This is a genomic window from Ruminococcus bromii, assembly GCF_002834225.1.
GTDB lineage: Bacteria > Bacillota > Clostridia > Oscillospirales > Acutalibacteraceae > Ruminococcoides > Ruminococcoides bromii.
Genome location: NZ_NNSR01000056.1, coordinates 26,339 through 44,047 on the forward strand (window position 1 = coordinate 26,339; position 17,709 = coordinate 44,047).

Genomic DNA, 17,709 nt, shown 5'->3' on the forward strand with positions numbered 1-17,709 from the left:
TATGTAATTTTTATTTTATCACAGCATACTTTTTAGTTCTTCAAGAGAATAAAGACAGTTGATTGCGGTCAAAAATGCGTTTGTTGAAAGATATGACGGCAGACCGAGTTTTTTAAGAATTTTTTTGCGGTTGATTTCTGAATTTTCAGTTCCCGTAAGTCCGAGGACAAAGAGGTCGGCTTTAGTAATTTTCCTTTCGGGAATATTATTTTCTTCGCCGATTATCTCGGCACCGCTTTTACGGATTGCGTTTATTATAACCTCATCGCTGACGCCCTCAACGCCTAAAAGCCCCTCTTTACCGCCTTTTATTTTGCGTTTTTCCTTGCCCTTGATTTGCGGAATATAGCAATTTTTAATTTTTGAATTATCGACCGAGCCTTTGAGAAAATTCCTTATTACAAAGCCTGCACCGTCGCTGTCTGTCATTATGAGTATTCCCCTTGTTTCGGCAATTTTGCGGATAAGCGACTGTTTTTCTTTGTCGGAAAAAACACGGAAGCCGTTGGTTTCAATTATGGGAGCGTCAACAATTGATGAAAGCTTTATTTTGTCATATCTGCCCTCAACTATGACTGCCTCGCGGATTTTGAGCATCAAACTCTGCCCTCCTTTGCAATCAGAAGCAAACGGGAAATAAGCTGTTCAATCAAAAACCTTTGGTTGACAGAAACGGATTTCAGCTTTTCATCGGTTTCAACAAGCACATCAAGGCTTTTCCGAAGTGCCTCGGTTGAAGTCCTTGAAACGGAGGTTCTCGCCCTGTTTAACACAAACGCACGGTTTTTGTAGGCAAAATCCTTTGCCACGGTTTCTTTTCTTATTCCGCACTCATCAGCAACACGCATACGATACGCGTCAACATAGGCGGACGAAAGCGCATATAGAATGTTAATCGGCTCTTCACGCTGACAGAAAAGTATATCGAGCTTTTTAAAAGCTCTGTCACCTCTGCCGTTGATAACATCGTCAGCCATATCATAGGTTCTCGTTTCAAGGTTTACGGTTGACAAAAGGTCGATGTCACGGTCGGTAATTTCCTCACCCTTTGCATATGCGGCAATTTTGTTGACCTCGTTTTTCAGAAGATTTAAATCCTCGCCTACATTGGAAATTATCCTTGTGGCATTCAGGTGTGAAATCAGCTTGCCGTTTTCATTTGCCCATTTTGCAACATATTTCTCAACAATCTGCGAATTGATTTTTTCAAAGCAGCATACGCTTCCGATTTTTTCAATACGCTTTACAAGTGCATTAAACGAGTTTTTATTCTTTGAAGGAATATAAGTCGGCATTGAAACAATGAAAACAGTACCGTCCCAAGCCCTGCCTGCCAGCTCCCTAAATGTGTCAAGGTCATCCTTTAACATATTATCAAAGTATATGTCACTTGCAACAACGCAGTTTCTCTCTGCCATAAACGGTGTTTTTTGAAGTGCTGTTGCCAACTCCGAAAGGTTAATGTCACCACTGAAGGTTTGACAGTTAAAATTATTGGGATTTTTGCCTGCAACAGCTTCCCTAAGCATTTGGGTATAGCTTTTTACAAACATCTGCTCAGTGCCGTAAATAAGATAAACAGGCGAAAAACTTTTGTTCTTGATTTGTTTTTTCAGGTCTGCTTCTGTAATGCGTGGCATTTTATCCTCCGTTCAAATTTACCGTTATACTGCCGTCAGCGGTTGAAATAACTGTCGGGCTGATTTCTTTTATAGAATCATAACGCTTTTGAAGCTGCTTTTCAGTTCCCGAAAATATCACGGCTTTGCATGATATCAATTCGGAATTTTCGGGTACGGAATCAATCAGCAAATAGTCGGGATTGCGATATTTTTCAGGCAGCTTTGAAACATCTCCGTGTGACGGAACAAACAAAGCTGTCGCACTCTTCCCTTTTATATACTGGAACATTGTGTTATCTTCGCAGATTACCTCATCCGTCACCGTATCGGAAAGATTCAGCGTAAAACGCCGGTTTCCGCCGAAAGTCTGTCGGCTGTTGCCGTCAAAAGCGTTCAAAAGGTTTTGTTTTTCAATGTCACTATCATATACCAAAATATTATTCAAGTCAAATTTTGTGACTGCAAAGCGTTCAAAAGAAGAGTATTTATTATTCTGATTTGGAATTATCATATATTCAATATCGGAATAGCTTTCGCTGATATCGGCTGTCACATCATCTGCGCTTGCCCTGTTGCCTCCGCATGAAATCACGGAACAGCTGTCTGGACAATTTACGGTTGCAAAAACACCGTTGCCGACACTGTAAATTTTCATTTCACCGTTATCGGCTGTTAAAAGCACATTGAGTGAAGCACCGATTATAAGGACAGAAGCTGATAACAAAACGGAAATTTTAACATAGAATTTTCGATTATTTATGGTAAACCATCCGCCGATTGCAAGAAAAATGCTGACGCCTATCCACACAAACCAATAGAGCGAATGGGTTTTGACTGTGCTGAACGGGAGTTGTGAAAAAGTTGACACCAACCACAAAATTGCTTTTGAACATAATCCCGAAACGAGCGCAAACGGGTATGCAAAAAATGATATAAACGGACAGATAAAAATTACCGAAGACAGCAGAGAACATACAAGAAGTGCCGAAACAAACGGTTCACATAACAGAGAAACAAGTATGACTGTCGGGGAAATTCTGTTGAATGCAACAGCGGTTATCGGCAAAATCCACAGAAATGCAGATACTGAAACCGACAGCATATTTACGCAGATTTTAAACAGCCTTTTGATATAATAGACAATCGTTCCGACAAAACCGTCCTTACGCTTGTTTTTGTAGTGAAAAAATCTAAGCACAGAGCGTTCAATCGGTCTTGACCACAGAATTATGCCCGTCGTTGCCGAAAATGAAAGCAGCATTCCGATATCTGCTACCGCATATGGATTGAAAGCTGTCAGGACAATTGCGGCAAAACCAAGGTTATTCAGCGAGTCGGCTATTCTGAGATTTGACGATGCAAACGACACAATTATCATCATAATTCCGGCACGGACAACCGAATGTGCAAAGCCCGTTACAGCCATAAAAGCAATAACCGTGAATGTGGTAAAACCTGTTATTAAAAATCTGTTTTTTGTTAATTTTCTTACCAAGAACAATACAAACGAAGTGATTATAACAAGATGCATTCCCGAAACCACTATTAAAAACGAAGTGCCTGTCAATGAAAAATCATCTTTAACGCTTGAATCAAGAGCTGTTTTCTCGCCCAAAAGAACGGCACGGCAGAGCGTTGAATAATCCTCCGGCAACAGCATATCAAGGGAATTTTTCATTGCCCGTCTTATTGAAACCGCAAGTGAATAGAAGGTTGTTGTTTTCTCCCCTGTCGATTCGATTTTGAAGCCGTCATAGGAATATGCTTTCAGAAAAATTCCGTGACTGATTTGAGAGTTTACATTATTCTTGTATGTATGAGCCGTGAAGTTGACCTTTTCAAAGGGCTCTGCATCAACATTTGTATATGAAATAATTTGAATTTTCGCATCTGACGGCTGACCGTTGATTTTGTCGGTTTTGATTACGAAGCTGCATGATGAATCGGTGGTAATGATTTCATCACAGATATATCCGCTTGCTGTAATTTCTTTATCAGAATAATTATTTATGACCGTGTTGTTAATATATTCGGAATAGCCGATTATATTGCCCGCAGAATATATTACAGCAAAAGCAAATACGCACAGCGACTTGCCGAATGATTTATTTTTCTTTGAAATAATTAAGAATATACCTACTGCAACGGATAACACTCCTAACGAGCCGATTATTGCAAAGACAATTTCGTTAAAATCGGAATAAAAAACGGCTGAAAGGACAAACAGGAAAGTAAATCCTATAAGTCCAAACAGCCGTTTCATAAAAATCAATCCTTATTCAGTAATCATTTTTTTAATATAATTATACACTCGGTTACCATTCAATCCTTTTTTGCAATAAAAAGAATATTTATAATTGTTATCATTATATTCTCCTACTACAATTTTACCTTTTTCATTTACAAAATTCGCACCCTTAATTTCAAAAGTCGCCATTGTGGGAGAAAGTCCGTTTGTATTGACTCCGCTGAGATTTTCACTGTTTTTTACAGCATAGCTGACAGCCTTGCGCAAGGTCACAGTATTGTCAGAGGCAGATTTATCTAACGAACAAACCACTTCGATCGCCGTGTATGGAATAGCTCTTACACTTACAATATTTTTCAAACTTTCGCCAAACTTAATTCCGGAAATTTCTTCCGCTTTATCAATACTCGCTCCGCAATCTTCCCACTTTTTCAAAGTAACATCTACGGAAGGATTCACGGTTTCAGAGGTACTTGGTGCAGGTAAATCAGAGCAGGAACATAGAATACATACCGCTGTCAACACAAAAGCAAGGCATAAACATACTTTTTTCATAATGGCATCTCCTTTTATTATTTATTTGGTTATTTTTATCTACAAAAAAACAATTAGTCCATTTTTATTACTTCAAGTATATCATTTTTTGGTATTTTTATAATATCATATAGAATTTCATTTGTCAATATAAATATTATTTTTTAAAAATATTTATATTTTTGTTTATTTTGCTGCTATCTCTTCTCATTAAATTATCTATTCACCACTGTTTCTATTCAATTATTTATAAGTTGAACAATTTCTACACTTTAATTTTTACACTTTATATCTATGGTATAAAAAAGGAAAACAGCCGTCAAAATATGCGGACGGTATAATCTGCACACTTCAACAGCTGTTTAAATTTGATTTTATAATTACTCAGTATTACTTAAAGAAAAGCGGAAGTTCGCTGAGGAATATAATGTCATCTCTGTCCTTAGCGTCACCTTCGGCAAGGACTGATGCCCTGCCAACGATATTTGCGCCTGTTTTTTCAACGAGCGTTTCAAGAGCGTGAAGACTTTCGCCTGTTGAAATTACATCATCAACAAGAAGAACTCTCTTGCCGTTGAGAAGATTTACATCATCTTCGCCGAGGTAGAGTTTCTGTTCGTTTTTTGTTGTGATTGAATTAACGGTCACTCCGATAGGATTGCCCATATAAACCTTAACGCTTTTTCTTGCGACAACATAGTTTCTGCAGCCCTGACGAGCCATTTCATAGCAAAGCGGAATACCCTTTGCTTCGGCAGTCACAACAACATCGTGTTCGGGAACACGCTTGAGGAGTTCTCTTGCGGCAACCTCTGTCATCTCAATGTCACCAAACATAATAAATGCGGCAATATCAAGCTTATCGTTTACAGGGAATTTTCTGAGTTCTCTGTCAAGTCCTTCAATGTTAATCTTATATGTATCCATTATTGCAGTCCCCTTTTACGCCATTGTGCCATTGAGCTTTTTGCCGCCGAGGATGTGGAAATGCATATGCTTTACGCTCTGACAGCCGTCCTCGCCGCAGTTATTTACAATACGGTATCCGTTTGTAAGTCCGAGTGATTTTGTAATTTCGGGAATTTTAGTGAAAATGTGAGCAATATTGCCGACATTTCCTTCATTAACTGCGTCTGCACAGCAGATGTGTTCCTTTGGAATTACAAGCACATGAACGGGAGCCTGTGGTTCAAGATCATAGAAAGCGAGAATTTTTTCGTCTTCATAAACTTTTTTTGACGGAATTGAGCCGTCAACGATTTTGCAGAAAATACAATCTGACATTTTAATTCAACCTCTCAATATAATTTATTTTCCGTATCAGAAATATTTAAAATACAACAAATATCATACCAAAGTTATTGTACAACCAAATCACTTTTCGGTCAATACTGCCGTCATTTTTTGGCTGTAATTTTCTTTTCTTCACCTTTAAGAAGTCTTTTGATGTTTTCTTTGTGCTTTACAAGAACGAAAACGCCGATTAAAAGAGCCGCCGCAGTTGAGAAAATTACATATGTAAGAGAATAATCCTTGTAAATTATGAAGTCAAAGATAAATGTCATTGCAAAGGTGTAAGGCGCATAGAGAATCGCACAGAGAACACTTGCAAGTGATATGATTTTTGAGCAGAGGAAGATAATTAGAAAAGTTACAATAATTGCGATAAATACACGCCAATCCTCTGTCAGCATAAGAGCGGCGGCGGTTACAACACCCTTACCGCCCTTAAAGTGAAAATACACGGGGTATGAATGTCCGAGAATACAGAAAATACCTGCAACATATTTTCCGCAGTTGATAAGCTCGTTTATAAAAACAGGGCTTTCACCCTGAAATGCAACCGATGCAAACGAAAAGATGAAACCACCGATAAGCACGGCGATAATACACTTCAGTGCGTCACACACAATGGTGATAATTGCCGGAACTTTACCGACACTGCGCAGTACATTTGTAAAGCCTGCATTGCCGCTGCCCATTTGACGGATATCCTTTTTACCCTTTGTCACAATGCCTGTGACAAGAACAGCCGTGTTGATACTGCCGAGAAGATACGCAATCAATGCCGAAAGCAGAATCATCCACCAACAGTTTGCTAAAATTGCCGAAATATGCTCCATTACTTTTCTCCTCTCTCTCTTACCACAATTTTGATCGGCGTACCCTCAAGAGCAAAAGCCTCACGGATTCTGTTTTCAAGATAACGCTGATATGAGAAGTGGAAAAGCTGTGCATTGTTGCAGAAGAAAACGAATGTCGGCGGTTTTACGGAAGCCTGAGTCATATAGAAAATTTTAAGTCGCTTACCCTTGTCCGACGGCGGCTGAACTCTTGTTGTAGCCTGTGCAAGAAGTTCGTTGAGCATACCTGTTCTGATTCTGCGGTTTGCGCTGTCATTACAGCTTATGATATATTCAAACAGCCTGTCGATACGCATACCTGTTTTTGCGGAAATAAATACCTTTGGCGCATATGACATAAAAGCAAAATCTGCGTCAAGCTTTTTGCGGAACTCCTGCATTGTCTTATCGTTCTTTTCGACAGCGTCCCACTTGTTTACGGCAATTACACACGCTCTGCCTGCCTCATGCGCAAGACCTGCAACCTTGGTATCCTGTTCTGTAACACCCTCTGTCGCATCGATCATAATAACGCACACATCACTGCGTTCAATCGCCATTTTTGCACGAATAATACTGTATTTTTCGATATTATCATAGATTTTGCTCTGACGGCGGAGTCCTGCGGTATCGGTAAAGTTGAATTTTCCGTACTTGTTTTCAACAAGCGTGTCGATTGTGTCACGGGTTGTGCCTGCTATATCAGACACAATACAGCGTTCCTCGTTTGTAATTTTGTTTACAAGAGATGACTTGCCTGCGTTCGGCTTGCCGATTACCGCAACATTGATAATTGTGCCGTCATCTTCCGCATTTTCATCATAATCAAAGCTTGAAAAAGCCTTGTCTAAAAGGTCGCCCGTACCGTAACCGTGAACGGCTGAAACCTCGATAGGATCGCCTAAACCGAGATTGTAAAACTCATAGAATTCAGGTGACGGTTCGCCGAGTGTGTCACACTTGTTTACACAAAGCACAACAGGCTTGCCCGACTTCTGGAGCATCTGTGCAACATCCATATCCGTTGCCACCATGCCCGACTTGCAGTCTGTTACAAGAATAATAACATTAGCCGTGTCGATTGCAAGCTGAGCCTGACGGCGCATCTGCACAAGAATAATATCATCTGATTTCGGTTCAATACCGCCTGTGTCAACAATAAAGGCAGTTTTTCCGCACCATTCCACCTCACCGTATATTCTGTCACGGGTAACACCGGGAGTATCGTCAACAATTGACAATCTCTGACCGATGAGTTTATTGAAAAGCGTTGACTTTCCCACATTTGGTCTGCCGACAACGGCAATTACGGGTTTGTTCATCTTATCAGTCCTTTCCTGCAATTACAGCCTCTACAAGGTCGTTTCCGTTGTTATTGACGGGAACAAGAGTTACACCGAGTTCCCGTTCAACATCATCTGTTGAAACATCATCAAGAAACAAATCGTTTTCAAAACGGAGCATTGATGACGTGATAATAAGCCTGTCACCAAGGTCATCGTCACGGAGCTGATCAATAAGATCACCGCCCGTGACAAGTCCCGACACATTTACTCCGCCGCCGAAAAAGTTGTTCTTAATCGCCCTTGTATTTATAGTTATATTCGGGAATTTTTCGTTAATCATCGACATAATCCGCTTCATGTACGGAAACACACCCTCGCCGCAGGCAATTGTTACCTTATGGCAAAGGCTTTCGTCTGCATCAAGCTCTTCAAGCTTCCAGCCGACATCATCGGTCAGATACGCAATCATACCGATTCCGTCCTCAAGAGCGGAAAAGTCCTCATAAAATTCAGGTGACGGGATTTCTCTTTCGGCAAGGAGGTAAAATTCATCACCCGGAAAGAAAATTCGTCTGCCGTGCTTTTTGACGCACTCATCACCCATTTTTTCAATTATATCAATTGTCTGCCCTGCCGTTTCCTTATTATAAGGAACAAGCGGATAAAGGTTTTCACGGTAGCGTGTAAGTCCTACAGGAACAATCGCAGTCATATTAACACCGAGGTTTTCAAGATCGGTCAATGTTCTGACAAGCTCGTCACCGTCATTGATTCCCGGACAGGAAACAATTTGACAGTTAAGCGTTATTCCTGCGTCTGCAAAGCGTTTGAGATATTTTAGCGTATCGCCCGCAAAGCGGTTATTCATCATCTTGCAACGAAGCTCGGGGTTTGTTGTGTGAACCGACACATTTATCGGGCTTATGTGCATTTTTATAATTCGGTCAATTTCGTGCTCTGTAATATTTGTCAGCGTGATATAGTTGCCGAACAAAAACGAAAGTCGGCTGTCATCGTCCTTGAAATAGAGCGACTCACGCATTCCCTTCGGAAGCTGGTCAATAAAGCAGAAAATGCACTTGTTGCGGCACGAATGCTGTTTGTCCATAAGATAGGTTTCAAACTCAAGACCGATTTCCTCATATTCGCCCTTGGTCATTTCTATGGTACGAACATTTTTGTCCTCATCCTCAACCTCAAGAGTAAGCTTGCGATTTACCTGATAAAATCGGTAATCGAGAACATCGACAATCTCGTTTGAATTGATTGAAAGAAGGGTTTCTCCCTTTTTTATTCCTGCTTTGTCGGCATGACTGCCGATTGTGACATCATAAATTTTAACAGCCACACCTTCACCTCGCAAAAGATTTTTATACACACATTTATTTTACACAAAACAGCGTTTTTAATCAACAGATTTGCAGATTGTTTTGAATAATTCGTAAATTTTGCAAAACAAAAGGGCGAACAGATAACTGCCGCCCGTAATGCTTGTAATAAAAAATTACTGTTCATCTTTCTTTACAACAACCTGTCTGCCGTTGTACATACCACAGTTTGTGCAAGCCTTGTGAGCTGCTGTTAATTCACCGCAGTTAGGACAAGCAGTAAGTTCAGGAGCATTGATCTTCCATACTGTTGAACGTCTTGAGCTCTTTCTTGCGTGTGATGTTTTGTTCTTGGGTACTGCCATTACAAAAACCTCCTTACAAAATTTATCTTAGTCAATCAACTGTTTAAGTATCTCAAGTCTTGGATCCGTTTGACGCTTATCACAGGAACATTCACCGTTGTTGAGGTTTTGTCCGCAAATCTGACACAGACCTTTGCAATCGTCCCTGCAAAGATTCTTTGACGGGAGCGAAAGAAAAATGTCAGAAATTACAACATCATCAAGCTCGAGTGTAAAATCAGGTGTTTCAATATAGTCGTCATTGTCCTCATCGGCAAGAGTCTGAATAAGCCTGTGTTCAAAGCTCATATTCATCTCTCTTGTATAAGGCTCACCGCAACGGTCACAGTCACGGCTGTAATCAAAGTGTGCGTTGATTACAAGAGTAATCAAACTTGCTCTGTTTGTTGCTTTAGCAGTCACGACAACGGGAGTTTTGAATGGATAAACTCCGTCAACATCAAGACCTGACAAGTCAAGGTTATATTCAACTTGTTTTTCTTCACCGTCATTCTGAAAGACGGATTTAAGCTCAAAAAGCATATCTGCACCTCTTGACAGCATAGACACATATTAAAACGCTGTTTATTATTATACAAAAGGATTGTCCCTTTGTCAACTAAAAAATACAAGAAAATAGGCTGTTTTTTTTGAGAATTTATGACAATGTTAGCTAATTTTCCTATATAGAATTTTAAGCCTGCAAGGTTGTTCAAGAAGTTACTTTGCACTTGATTTTCGGTTTTCATTATACCCCTTAAACATATATAATGCAATAATAAATTGCAGTTGACATAAAGCGGAATTTGTGATAGCATACTGTGTGGCAGTTCGTAACCATCCTGCCGGAAGGACGCCGATAGGCTGCTCCTTCTATCAAAACTAAGGAGAAAGGCACAGGACTTTTTACGCCCTTTTTGCACCCTCTTTTGTGTGGGTGCTTTTTTTGTGCCGGAAAGAGAGTATGGAGAGATACAGTATTATCAATGAAAAGAACAGTCGGGAGATTGTTCTTCTGCGCGGAAGCGGCTGCGTTTACAAAAAATGCATCTTCTGCGACTACTACGCCGACAGGTGCAGTGATGAGGACGAAAACTTTCGTCTTAACAAAGCCGTGCTTGAAAAAGTTACGGGAATTTTCGGTGACCTTGAGGTCATTAACTCAGGCTCGGTTTTTGAGCTTGACAAAAAAACACTTGATTTTATCAAACAGGTGTGCAAAGAAAAAAAGATAAGTACCATTCATTTTGAGGCACATTACCTTTATCGTAACAAAATCAGTCAGCTCAGAAAAGATTTTGCGGATTTTGATTTGAAAATGAAGCTCGGTCTTGAAACCTTTGACTGCGATTTCAGAGAAAATGTCCTGAAAAAAGGAATCAAAGAGAGCAGTCCCGCTGTTATTGCAGAGAATTTCGACGAAGCTAATTTCCTTTTTGGAATTAAAGGACAGACAGCCGAAACAATGCAAAATGACATTGAACTGGGATTAAAGTATTTTGAACGAATCTGCGTCAACATTATGTGTGACAACACCACGGGAGTCAAACCCGATAAGGCTGTCATAAAAGAGTTTATGCAGAAGGTCTATCCTATATATAAGGATAACAAGAGGACGGATATTTTAATTAACAACACGGATTTTGGGGTTGGTGACTGATATGATAAATGAACTTTTACTTATATTCTCGGTGGTATTCATATACGGTATGGCAGTTTTAGGCTATGCTCTTTTCGGCAAAGCCGGGCTTTACTGCATTTCAGCCGTTGCGACAATTCTTGCAAACATTGAGGCTTTAATCCTTGTAAACGCTTTTTCAATGGAACAGACTCTCGGAAATGTGCTTTTTGCGGTAACATTTTTGATTACGGACATTCTCTCGGAATGTGAGGGCAAAAAAGCCGCAAACAAGGCGGTTCTTACGGGAATACTCTCATCGGTATTTTTTCTTGTGCTTTCACAAAGCTGGATGCTTTACAATCCGAGTCCGAACGACACAATTATGCCGTCAATCAAGGCGGTTTTCTCAAACACTCCCCGAATGATTTTTGCATCACTTATTGTATATGCGATAAGTCAGCTGTTTGATGTGTGGCTCTATCACAAGTGGTGGAAGTTCACGGAAAAGAAATTCGGTGACAAGAGAAGATTTTTATGGCTGAGAAACAACGGTTCAACGCTTATCAGTCAAATTCTTAACACAGCCCTTTTCACCGCATTTGCATTCTGGGGAACTTATGATTTCGGAACACTCGTTTCAATCTTTTTGTCAAGCTATGTAATTTACATTTTTACAAGCCTGCTCGACACGCCTGCGGTTTATCTTGCAAGACTTATTCACGATAAAAAGGAACAGAAAAAGATTTCGGAATAAAAACAGCTTAATTGAATATTTTCAATAAAAAGACAAGTCGTCGCAATATTTTTTGCGGTGACTTGTTGTGCTTTTTCAGGATTTTGTGAATAAACCATAATATTATGCTTTTTATAATATGTAATATTCCGCTCTTTTATAGTCATTTTTTAACAATATGTGCAAAATTGGCTGATTTTGTCCTGAATCACATAATTTTTTAAGATTTTTATTGACTTTTTCTGTACCAAATAGTATAATGAAGGCAAGTTGAATGCTTAATATTATTTATAAACTTAATTTTTGGAGGTAAATATCATGCTTACTAAAAGTGAAGAAGAAATTATGTACTTATTGTGGGACCTCGATGAGCCGCTCACAAGCTCAGAAATTGTTAAGAAGGCTGTAAACAAAACATGGAAAAAGAGTTACATTAACCTTCTTATCAATTCTCTTCTCAAAAAGGACATGATTAAGGTTGTCGGCGTTAAGCAGATGACTAAGAACTATGCCCGTACTTTTGTTCCTACAATGACAAAGGACGCTTATGCAATCAAGCAGATTTCGGACAGACCGAATTTTGCCGACAGCGATATTCCGACTCTCTTCTCCGAGCTTATTGAAAAAACCGAAAGCTCAGAAATTTTCGATAAGCTTGAGGCTCTTCTTAAAAAGCGTCGCGAAGAACTCGGCAAATAATCTATGCAAATAAGTTTTTATTCATTCTTGTTTTCTATTGTAATAAGCAGCATTTTTATAGTGCTGCTTTACTTTTTCAGAAAAAAGATTGCCTTTTCTAATTACTACGGTCTTTATACAATTTTGGGATTGTATGCTGTAACATTTGCAAGAATGGCTCTGCCGTTTGAATTCAAATTTACATATACATTTTCCGATCACAATGTATATGCCTCTATAATGAATGTCCTGACCCCCGACAAGGGAGCTGTGTTTGTTCCTGAATTCACATTGCTCAATCTGCTTGTGTCAGTATGGATTGTCGGAAGTGTGATATACATTTTATGGGTGATGATTAAGTATTACAAAGCAGTCAAAGCTCTGAAAGCAAATGTTATTGACGGCACACCCGAAATGCAGGCAAAGCTTGACCTCATTTCGCAAAAGTGCGGAATCAGAAGAAAAGTTAAGCTAAAAATTACCGATTGCGTTATCTCCCCTGTTACATACGGATTTTTCAATCTTGTTATTCTTATTCCGAATCGTGAATTTGACGACAGGGATTTTGGATATATCGCAATGCACGAATGCTGTCATATAAAGAACAAGGATATTTGGATTAAATTGCTGACGGAATTTTATTGCGGAATCTTTTGGTGGAATCCGTTTGTCCACCTTTTGAAAAAGGATTTAACCTACTGTCTTGAGCTCAGGTGTGACAAGCGTGTTACAAGCAAGCTTAGCGAGAACAGATGTACTGTGTATTACGAAGTTCTTGTAACGCAAATGAAAGCCTATAAAGAACAACAAGAAAGTGAAGAGAGCGACAGGGAAACTGCACTGAAAAGTGCGCTTGTCGGAATGAGTTTTGTAACCAACGAAAAGGGCAAAAAAATTGTAAGCAGAATGGAAATGATTCTGTACCCGAAGAAAAAGCAGACAATTATAAACAATGTTATTACAGCTTTTATGGCATTGCTTATTGTCGGTATATTCTTTGCTTCATACTGCTTTTTGATTGTCCCCGGTTGGGACACGACATACGAGGATTGTGTAGCCGATCTCATTGAATCGGGTGAATACAACGATAGTGTCAAAGTGTATGACGAAACAAATATGTATGTGTATGTTGAAGACGACAACACCACTCACCTTATTTTTGAGCCTTACGATGAAAAGAAAGGCATTGTCTATACAGACGACAATTCTATTATTATCCCCTATGAGCAAGTTGAGAACGGCGAATATAGTTACTGTCTTGTATTAAGGGAGAAATGACAGATGAAAAAGAAAGCCGCAAAAATTTTTACAGCATTTATTATGACAGCAATTATCGCACAGGGAACCGTTATGGTTGCAAGTGCAGCAGAAACAGATTCAACCCCCGACAGCGTTATAGTTATTGAAACCGCAACTCCTGACAGTTCATCTTTGGAAAGCGGTGCTGATACAACTGCTATTCAGCCAAGAGCTGATGTTATAGTAAGAAAATGGCGTCGTGGAAGTCGTGGACAGCTCCAGTACAGAAGATGGAACGAAACAAGACAAAAATGGGTTGATGACGAATGGATTGACTACAAAGGTTAATCAACAGTAACAACAAAGGCGAAACAGATTTGTGTCTGTTTCGCCTTAATTTTTGCTTATTCAAAAAGATTCTGTTCCGACAGGCTGACCGATTCAACATCTTTAAGCTGACGCTGAATTTGACGGGTACGAACTCCGACAAGCTTGTCAAGTTCCTTGTTTGCCTGATCAAGTCTTTGCTGTGTCATTACAAGCACATCATTGAACTTGTCGAACTCGGTCTTTACACCGCCGAGTATTTTCCAAACCTCTGCACTTCTCTTTTGCACGGCAAGGGTTTTGAATCCCATTTGCAACGAATTGAGCAGAGCCGCCATTGTACTCGGACCTGCAATATTCACCTTGTACTCACGCTGAAGAACTTCAACAAGTCCCATATTGACAACCTCGCTGTAAAGTCCCTCAAACGGAAGAAACATAATCGCAAATTCCGTTGTGTTCGGAGGATCAATGTACTTATCGTGAATATCCTTTGCCTCGCCCTTTATACGCTGAACAAGTGCTTTTTTTGCCGATTCAATGCTTTGCCTGTCACCGCTTTCAACAGCCTCACGGAGGGCAGAATATGTATCGCCCGGAAATTTTGAGTCAATCGGCAGATACACTGTGCCGGCACCGTCAGAGGGCAGTTTGACCGCAAACTCAACAACATTTTTTGAACCTTTTTTCGTTGCAATATTTTCCTCGTACTGTTCCTTTGAAAGAATTTCAGAGAGAATTGCGCCAAGCTGAATTTCGCCGAGTATGCCCCTTGTTTTGACATTTGAAAGAACCTTTTTCAAATCGCCCACGCCTACCGCAAGCGTTTGCATTTCGCCGAGTCCCTTATAAACCTGTTCAAGTCTTTCGTTGACAAGAGAAAATGACTTATTCATTTTTTCCTCAAGTGTTTTTTGAAGCTTTTCATCAACTGTCTGTCGCATTTCATCAAGCTGACGGAGATTTTCCCGTCTTATACTTTCAAGCTTTTCATCAACCGAGCGTCTGATATTTTCAAGGCTCTGAGTGTTGCCTGACGAAAAGCTGTGAAGTCTTTGTTCAAGCTGAACCGCTCTGTCATTTTGTGACTGTGCAAAGCTCTGCTGATTGAGCAATATTTTTTGAAGCTCATCTTCCGCCTTATTGTTACTGTTCTTTTTGAAAACTGTTATCAATGTAATGATGCTGACTGTAAGCGTTATTAAACACAGTAAAAGCAAAATTATTTCAGCTGTTGTAAATTGCATTTTTAACCTCCCGAACAATAATTCGATTTACAGTTAAATAATATCATTCGGGAGTTTTTCTGTCAACTCACGGTTTAAATAATGTTTCAACACGCTTTTTACAGTTTTCGGGTGAGTAAACAAAGCGGTCAATATGGTCACTGCTGCAGTAGTATTCAGGAGATGTGGGATTGTATTTATAATCAAAAACATCTATTATTATCAGTTTTATTTTCATCTTTTCGGGAATGATGCTTTTTATGTAAACGCTTACCTGATCTCCCACACAAACGCCCTCTTTTGTTTCTGCAAGACCTGCAAGGTTTGGTGAAAGCTCAACAAAAGCACCGTAATTTTCAACGCTGCGAACAATTCCGGACACGGTTTCTCCGGCACAAAACTTTTCGGCATTTTCCTCCCATGTTCCGAGAAGCTCTTTATGACTCAAGCTGATTCTGCCGTTTTCAATTGATTTTATTACAGCCTTAATATCCATCCCAACAGTAAACCGCTCACGGGGATGCTCAATTCTTGAAACCGAAATTGTATCAATCGGCATCAATGCAATAATTCCGCAGCCGATGTCGGCAAATGCGCCGAAACTTTCAAGATGAGTTATACGGGCAGGCACAATATCTCCGCAGCGCAAGCCTGAAATATACGCGTCAAGGCACTTGCGTTGAGCCTTTTCCCTTGAAAGCATAACAACAGGTTCTCCGTTCGGGGCTTCGGTTATGTCGGTAACCACAAAACAAATGGGACGGTTTACTCTTGAAATTACGGCAATGTCACGAACCGAGCCGTCTTTTATTCCGATTACCCCCTCTTCCCTCGGAATTATGCCCTTGATGCCCCCAAGGTCAACAATAAGATTGTGACTGCTGTCACAAACAATTGCCTTTGCCTCAAGTATTTTTTCACTGTTTTTTGCCTCTTCAAGCAATTTCAGAGAATGAATTATATTTATGTTTTCCTGTTCGGATATAAGTTTTCCTTCGGGTAAATATTCTGACATTTTAAAGCCTCCGTTATATTTAGGTTTACAAAAAATCATATGAAGTTTTTTTGCATCTTATTACACGGATAAAATTTTTCACCTGAGAATTTTATTTGCATTTGCAACGCTTTCCTTCATAAAATGCGGTAAACTTGCATTTTTATTTCATTTATGGTATAATAGGCACGAAAAGTGTGATGAAATCTAAGCTTTTGTTGAGTGCTTTTATATCCCCTCAAATTTTGCTCCGCAAAATTTTCGATGGGTAATTTTACCGTAATTCAAATTGTGACTGCGGTAAAATAATGTGTGTTTTAGATCCAGATTAGAAGAGCCGAGGTTATGTATCATAGCTATATGGCTTGACAGGAAGGAAACAAACCTATGAATACTTACAGTCTTAAAAAAATATGTGCCGTATCGGTTGCGTCAATTATGTGTGCTTCTGCGTTGGCATTTTCGGGTTGCGGTGATAAAAAGATTGAAAACTCGCAGACACCGGATGAAACGGTTCCCGCAACTACTGCGGCTGTCAGCACTGCCGATGAGCCTACCGCACAGAATTATCTTGAAAGCATCGGCATAGATACCGCTACTCTCGGCATCAACCCGAACATTATTCACGATTCAAACCCTGTAGGCTTCCAGCTTGATATGCCGAAGGACGGCGATACAATCGCAGTTGTTCACACCTCATACGGTGACATTACAATGCGGCTTTTTCCCGAGCAGGCTCCAAAAACTGTTACTAATTTTGTAAATCTTGCAAAGGCAGGAAAGTACAATAATTCACTTTTCAGCAAGGTAACAAAGGACTTTATGATTAACGGCGGTTACTGCGGCACAAGCTCATACGGCGATGTTTTTGAAGATGAATTTTGCGACAGGCTTTTCAATATCAGAGGTGCTGTTGCAATGTCAAACACAGGTGCGGATACAAACGAAAGCGCGTTTTTTATAAATCAGAAAACTGCCGAAGCATATAAGAATGAAGGCGGCTGGGAACATCTTGCAAGTCAATGGGATTCTATCAAAACCCAGCTTGCAAACTACAAGGATTCAAACCTTCTGACTGCATTTATTGACAAAAACGGCACAAACTGTTACGACACGGACAGCGTTCCCGACAGCGTTAAAAAGCTGTATGAAGAAAACGGCGGCAACGCCTACCTTGACGGTGCATACAATGCAGTTGACAGAGGCTACACGGTATTTGCACAGGTAATTGACGGAATGGATGTTGTTGACAAAATTGCGTCTGCAAAAGTTGACAAGGACGGTATTCCTGTCAAAAACATTGTTATAAAAAGCGTTAAGATTACACAGTACAAGGAGAAATCGACAACTCAGGCAGCTTCAACATCTGCCGAGGGCGTTACGCAGCCGACTACAGTCGGATAAGG

19 protein-coding genes are annotated in these 17,709 nt (G+C 39.9%); 6 read left to right on the forward strand and 13 right to left on the reverse strand.

The window, feature by feature from the left end; genetic code table 11:
• Nucleotides 1-18 precede the first annotated feature (18 nt).
• From RBATCC27255_RS05900 to RBATCC27255_RS05950, 11 genes are all read right to left on the reverse strand, one after another.
• The gene (locus RBATCC27255_RS05900; RefSeq protein WP_101029210.1) at nt 19-597 is read right to left on the reverse strand and encodes a ribonuclease M5; all 579 of its coding nucleotides are present in this window, start codon (nt 595-597) and stop codon (nt 19-21) included.
• Nucleotides 597-1,640, reverse strand: a complete 1,044-nt coding sequence (gene holA / locus RBATCC27255_RS05905) for a DNA polymerase III subunit delta (protein ID WP_101029160.1) — start codon at nt 1,638-1,640, stop codon at nt 597-599. The genes RBATCC27255_RS05900 and holA overlap by 1 nt, the downstream gene beginning before the upstream one ends.
• 1 nt (nt 1,641) lies before the next feature.
• Entirely contained in the window at nt 1,642-3,885 is a 2,244-nt protein-coding gene (locus RBATCC27255_RS05910; protein ID WP_101029161.1) for a ComEC/Rec2 family competence protein, read from the reverse strand.
• A gap of 12 nt (nt 3,886-3,897) precedes the next feature.
• The gene (locus tag RBATCC27255_RS05915; RefSeq protein ID WP_101029162.1) at nt 3,898-4,425 is read right to left on the reverse strand and encodes a hypothetical protein; all 528 of its coding nucleotides are present in this window, start codon (nt 4,423-4,425) and stop codon (nt 3,898-3,900) included.
• Between the two features lie 369 nt (nt 4,426-4,794).
• Complete coding sequence (locus tag RBATCC27255_RS05920; RefSeq protein WP_015524158.1) at nt 4,795-5,331, reverse strand: phosphoribosyltransferase family protein; 537 nt, start codon at nt 5,329-5,331, stop codon at nt 4,795-4,797.
• Nucleotides 5,332-5,346: 15 nt separating this feature from the next.
• Nucleotides 5,347-5,688, reverse strand: a complete 342-nt coding sequence (locus RBATCC27255_RS05925) for a histidine triad nucleotide-binding protein (protein ID WP_101029163.1) — start codon at nt 5,686-5,688, stop codon at nt 5,347-5,349.
• Between the two features lie 113 nt (nt 5,689-5,801).
• A complete protein-coding gene (plsY, locus tag RBATCC27255_RS05930) occupies nt 5,802-6,527 on the reverse strand; it encodes a glycerol-3-phosphate 1-O-acyltransferase PlsY (RefSeq protein ID WP_101029164.1) in 726 nt (241 codons plus the stop codon).
• Nucleotides 6,527-7,849 (reverse strand): ribosome biogenesis GTPase Der, encoded by a 1,323-nt coding sequence (der, locus tag RBATCC27255_RS05935; protein ID WP_101029165.1) that lies wholly within the window; start codon nt 7,847-7,849, stop codon nt 6,527-6,529. Before der ends, plsY begins: the two co-directional genes overlap by 1 nt.
• 4 nt (nt 7,850-7,853) lie before the next feature.
• Nucleotides 7,854-9,161 carry a DUF512 domain-containing protein gene (locus RBATCC27255_RS05940; protein ID WP_101029166.1) on the reverse strand — a complete coding sequence of 436 codons (1,308 nt, stop codon included), beginning with the start codon at nt 9,159-9,161 and terminating at the stop codon, nt 7,854-7,856.
• A gap of 156 nt (nt 9,162-9,317) precedes the next feature.
• Entirely contained in the window at nt 9,318-9,506 is a 189-nt protein-coding gene (gene rpmF / locus RBATCC27255_RS05945; protein WP_015524162.1) for a 50S ribosomal protein L32, read from the reverse strand.
• Nucleotides 9,507-9,533: 27 nt separating this feature from the next.
• The gene (locus tag RBATCC27255_RS05950) at nt 9,534-10,028 is read right to left on the reverse strand and encodes a YceD family protein (protein WP_101029167.1); all 495 of its coding nucleotides are present in this window, start codon (nt 10,026-10,028) and stop codon (nt 9,534-9,536) included.
• Nucleotides 10,029-10,449: 421 nt separating this feature from the next.
• Here RBATCC27255_RS05950 and RBATCC27255_RS05955 point away from each other — a divergent pair, with 421 nt between their 5' ends.
• The 5 genes from RBATCC27255_RS05955 (at nt 10,450) to RBATCC27255_RS05975 (ending at nt 14,104) form a co-directional block, all read left to right on the forward strand.
• On the forward strand, nt 10,450-11,145 hold the full coding sequence (locus RBATCC27255_RS05955; RefSeq protein ID WP_101029168.1) for a radical SAM protein: 696 nt from the start codon (nt 10,450-10,452) through the stop codon (nt 11,143-11,145).
• A 1-nt stretch (nt 11,146) separates the two neighbouring features.
• Nucleotides 11,147-11,860, forward strand: a complete 714-nt coding sequence (locus RBATCC27255_RS05960; protein WP_015524165.1) for a queuosine precursor transporter — start codon at nt 11,147-11,149, stop codon at nt 11,858-11,860.
• A gap of 297 nt (nt 11,861-12,157) precedes the next feature.
• Nucleotides 12,158-12,538 carry a BlaI/MecI/CopY family transcriptional regulator gene (locus RBATCC27255_RS05965; RefSeq protein ID WP_101029169.1) on the forward strand — a complete coding sequence of 127 codons (381 nt, stop codon included), beginning with the start codon at nt 12,158-12,160 and terminating at the stop codon, nt 12,536-12,538.
• 60 nt (nt 12,539-12,598) lie between these two features.
• The gene (locus tag RBATCC27255_RS05970; RefSeq protein ID WP_169923277.1) at nt 12,599-13,795 is read left to right on the forward strand and encodes a M56 family metallopeptidase; all 1,197 of its coding nucleotides are present in this window, start codon (nt 12,599-12,601) and stop codon (nt 13,793-13,795) included.
• A gap of 3 nt (nt 13,796-13,798) precedes the next feature.
• Entirely contained in the window at nt 13,799-14,104 is a 306-nt protein-coding gene (locus tag RBATCC27255_RS05975; protein WP_101029171.1) for a hypothetical protein, read from the forward strand.
• Between the two features lie 56 nt (nt 14,105-14,160).
• Here the strand turns inward: RBATCC27255_RS05975 and RBATCC27255_RS05980 are convergent, their stop codons facing one another.
• Together RBATCC27255_RS05980 and RBATCC27255_RS05985 are read right to left on the reverse strand one after the other, a co-directional pair.
• Complete coding sequence (locus RBATCC27255_RS05980; protein ID WP_101029172.1) at nt 14,161-15,330, reverse strand: DNA recombination protein RmuC; 1,170 nt, start codon at nt 15,328-15,330, stop codon at nt 14,161-14,163.
• Nucleotides 15,331-15,397: 67 nt separating this feature from the next.
• On the reverse strand, nt 15,398-16,324 hold the full coding sequence (locus RBATCC27255_RS05985; RefSeq protein ID WP_101029173.1) for a S1 RNA-binding domain-containing protein: 927 nt from the start codon (nt 16,322-16,324) through the stop codon (nt 15,398-15,400).
• A 366-nt stretch (nt 16,325-16,690) separates the two neighbouring features.
• Here RBATCC27255_RS05985 and RBATCC27255_RS05990 point away from each other — a divergent pair, with 366 nt between their 5' ends.
• The gene (locus tag RBATCC27255_RS05990) at nt 16,691-17,707 is read left to right on the forward strand and encodes a peptidylprolyl isomerase (protein WP_101029174.1); all 1,017 of its coding nucleotides are present in this window, start codon (nt 16,691-16,693) and stop codon (nt 17,705-17,707) included.
• Nucleotides 17,708-17,709 lie beyond the last annotated feature (2 nt).

Excerpts from the sequence above, each read along its gene's own strand:
- RBATCC27255_RS05920 (WP_015524158.1), bottom strand. The coding sequence starts at position 5,331 with ATGGATACATATAAGATTAACATTGAAGGACTTGACAGAGAACTCAGA.
- plsY (WP_101029164.1), bottom strand. The coding sequence starts at position 6,527 with ATGGAGCATATTTCGGCAATTTTAGCAAACTGTTGGTGGATGATTCTG.
- RBATCC27255_RS05925 (WP_101029163.1), bottom strand. The coding sequence starts at position 5,688 with ATGTCAGATTGTATTTTCTGCAAAATCGTTGACGGCTCAATTCCGTCA.
- RBATCC27255_RS05965 (WP_101029169.1), top strand. The coding sequence starts at position 12,158 with ATGCTTACTAAAAGTGAAGAAGAAATTATGTACTTATTGTGGGACCTC.
- RBATCC27255_RS05915 (WP_101029162.1), bottom strand. The coding sequence starts at position 4,425 with ATGAAAAAAGTATGTTTATGCCTTGCTTTTGTGTTGACAGCGGTATGT.
- RBATCC27255_RS05955 (WP_101029168.1), top strand. The coding sequence starts at position 10,450 with ATGGAGAGATACAGTATTATCAATGAAAAGAACAGTCGGGAGATTGTT.
- rpmF (WP_015524162.1), bottom strand. The coding sequence starts at position 9,506 with ATGGCAGTACCCAAGAACAAAACATCACACGCAAGAAAGAGCTCAAGA.
- holA (WP_101029160.1), bottom strand. The coding sequence starts at position 1,640 with ATGCCACGCATTACAGAAGCAGACCTGAAAAAACAAATCAAGAACAAA.
- RBATCC27255_RS05950 (WP_101029167.1), bottom strand. The coding sequence starts at position 10,028 with ATGCTTTTTGAGCTTAAATCCGTCTTTCAGAATGACGGTGAAGAAAAA.
- RBATCC27255_RS05980 (WP_101029172.1), bottom strand. The coding sequence starts at position 15,330 with ATGCAATTTACAACAGCTGAAATAATTTTGCTTTTACTGTGTTTAATA.
- der (WP_101029165.1), bottom strand. The coding sequence starts at position 7,849 with ATGAACAAACCCGTAATTGCCGTTGTCGGCAGACCAAATGTGGGAAAG.
- RBATCC27255_RS05910 (WP_101029161.1), bottom strand. The coding sequence starts at position 3,885 with ATGAAACGGCTGTTTGGACTTATAGGATTTACTTTCCTGTTTGTCCTT.
- RBATCC27255_RS05990 (WP_101029174.1), top strand. The coding sequence starts at position 16,691 with ATGAATACTTACAGTCTTAAAAAAATATGTGCCGTATCGGTTGCGTCA.
- RBATCC27255_RS05985 (WP_101029173.1), bottom strand. The coding sequence starts at position 16,324 with ATGTCAGAATATTTACCCGAAGGAAAACTTATATCCGAACAGGAAAAC.
- RBATCC27255_RS05900 (WP_101029210.1), bottom strand. The coding sequence starts at position 597 with ATGCTCAAAATCCGCGAGGCAGTCATAGTTGAGGGCAGATATGACAAA.
- RBATCC27255_RS05975 (WP_101029171.1), top strand. The coding sequence starts at position 13,799 with ATGAAAAAGAAAGCCGCAAAAATTTTTACAGCATTTATTATGACAGCA.
- RBATCC27255_RS05960 (WP_015524165.1), top strand. The coding sequence starts at position 11,147 with ATGATAAATGAACTTTTACTTATATTCTCGGTGGTATTCATATACGGT.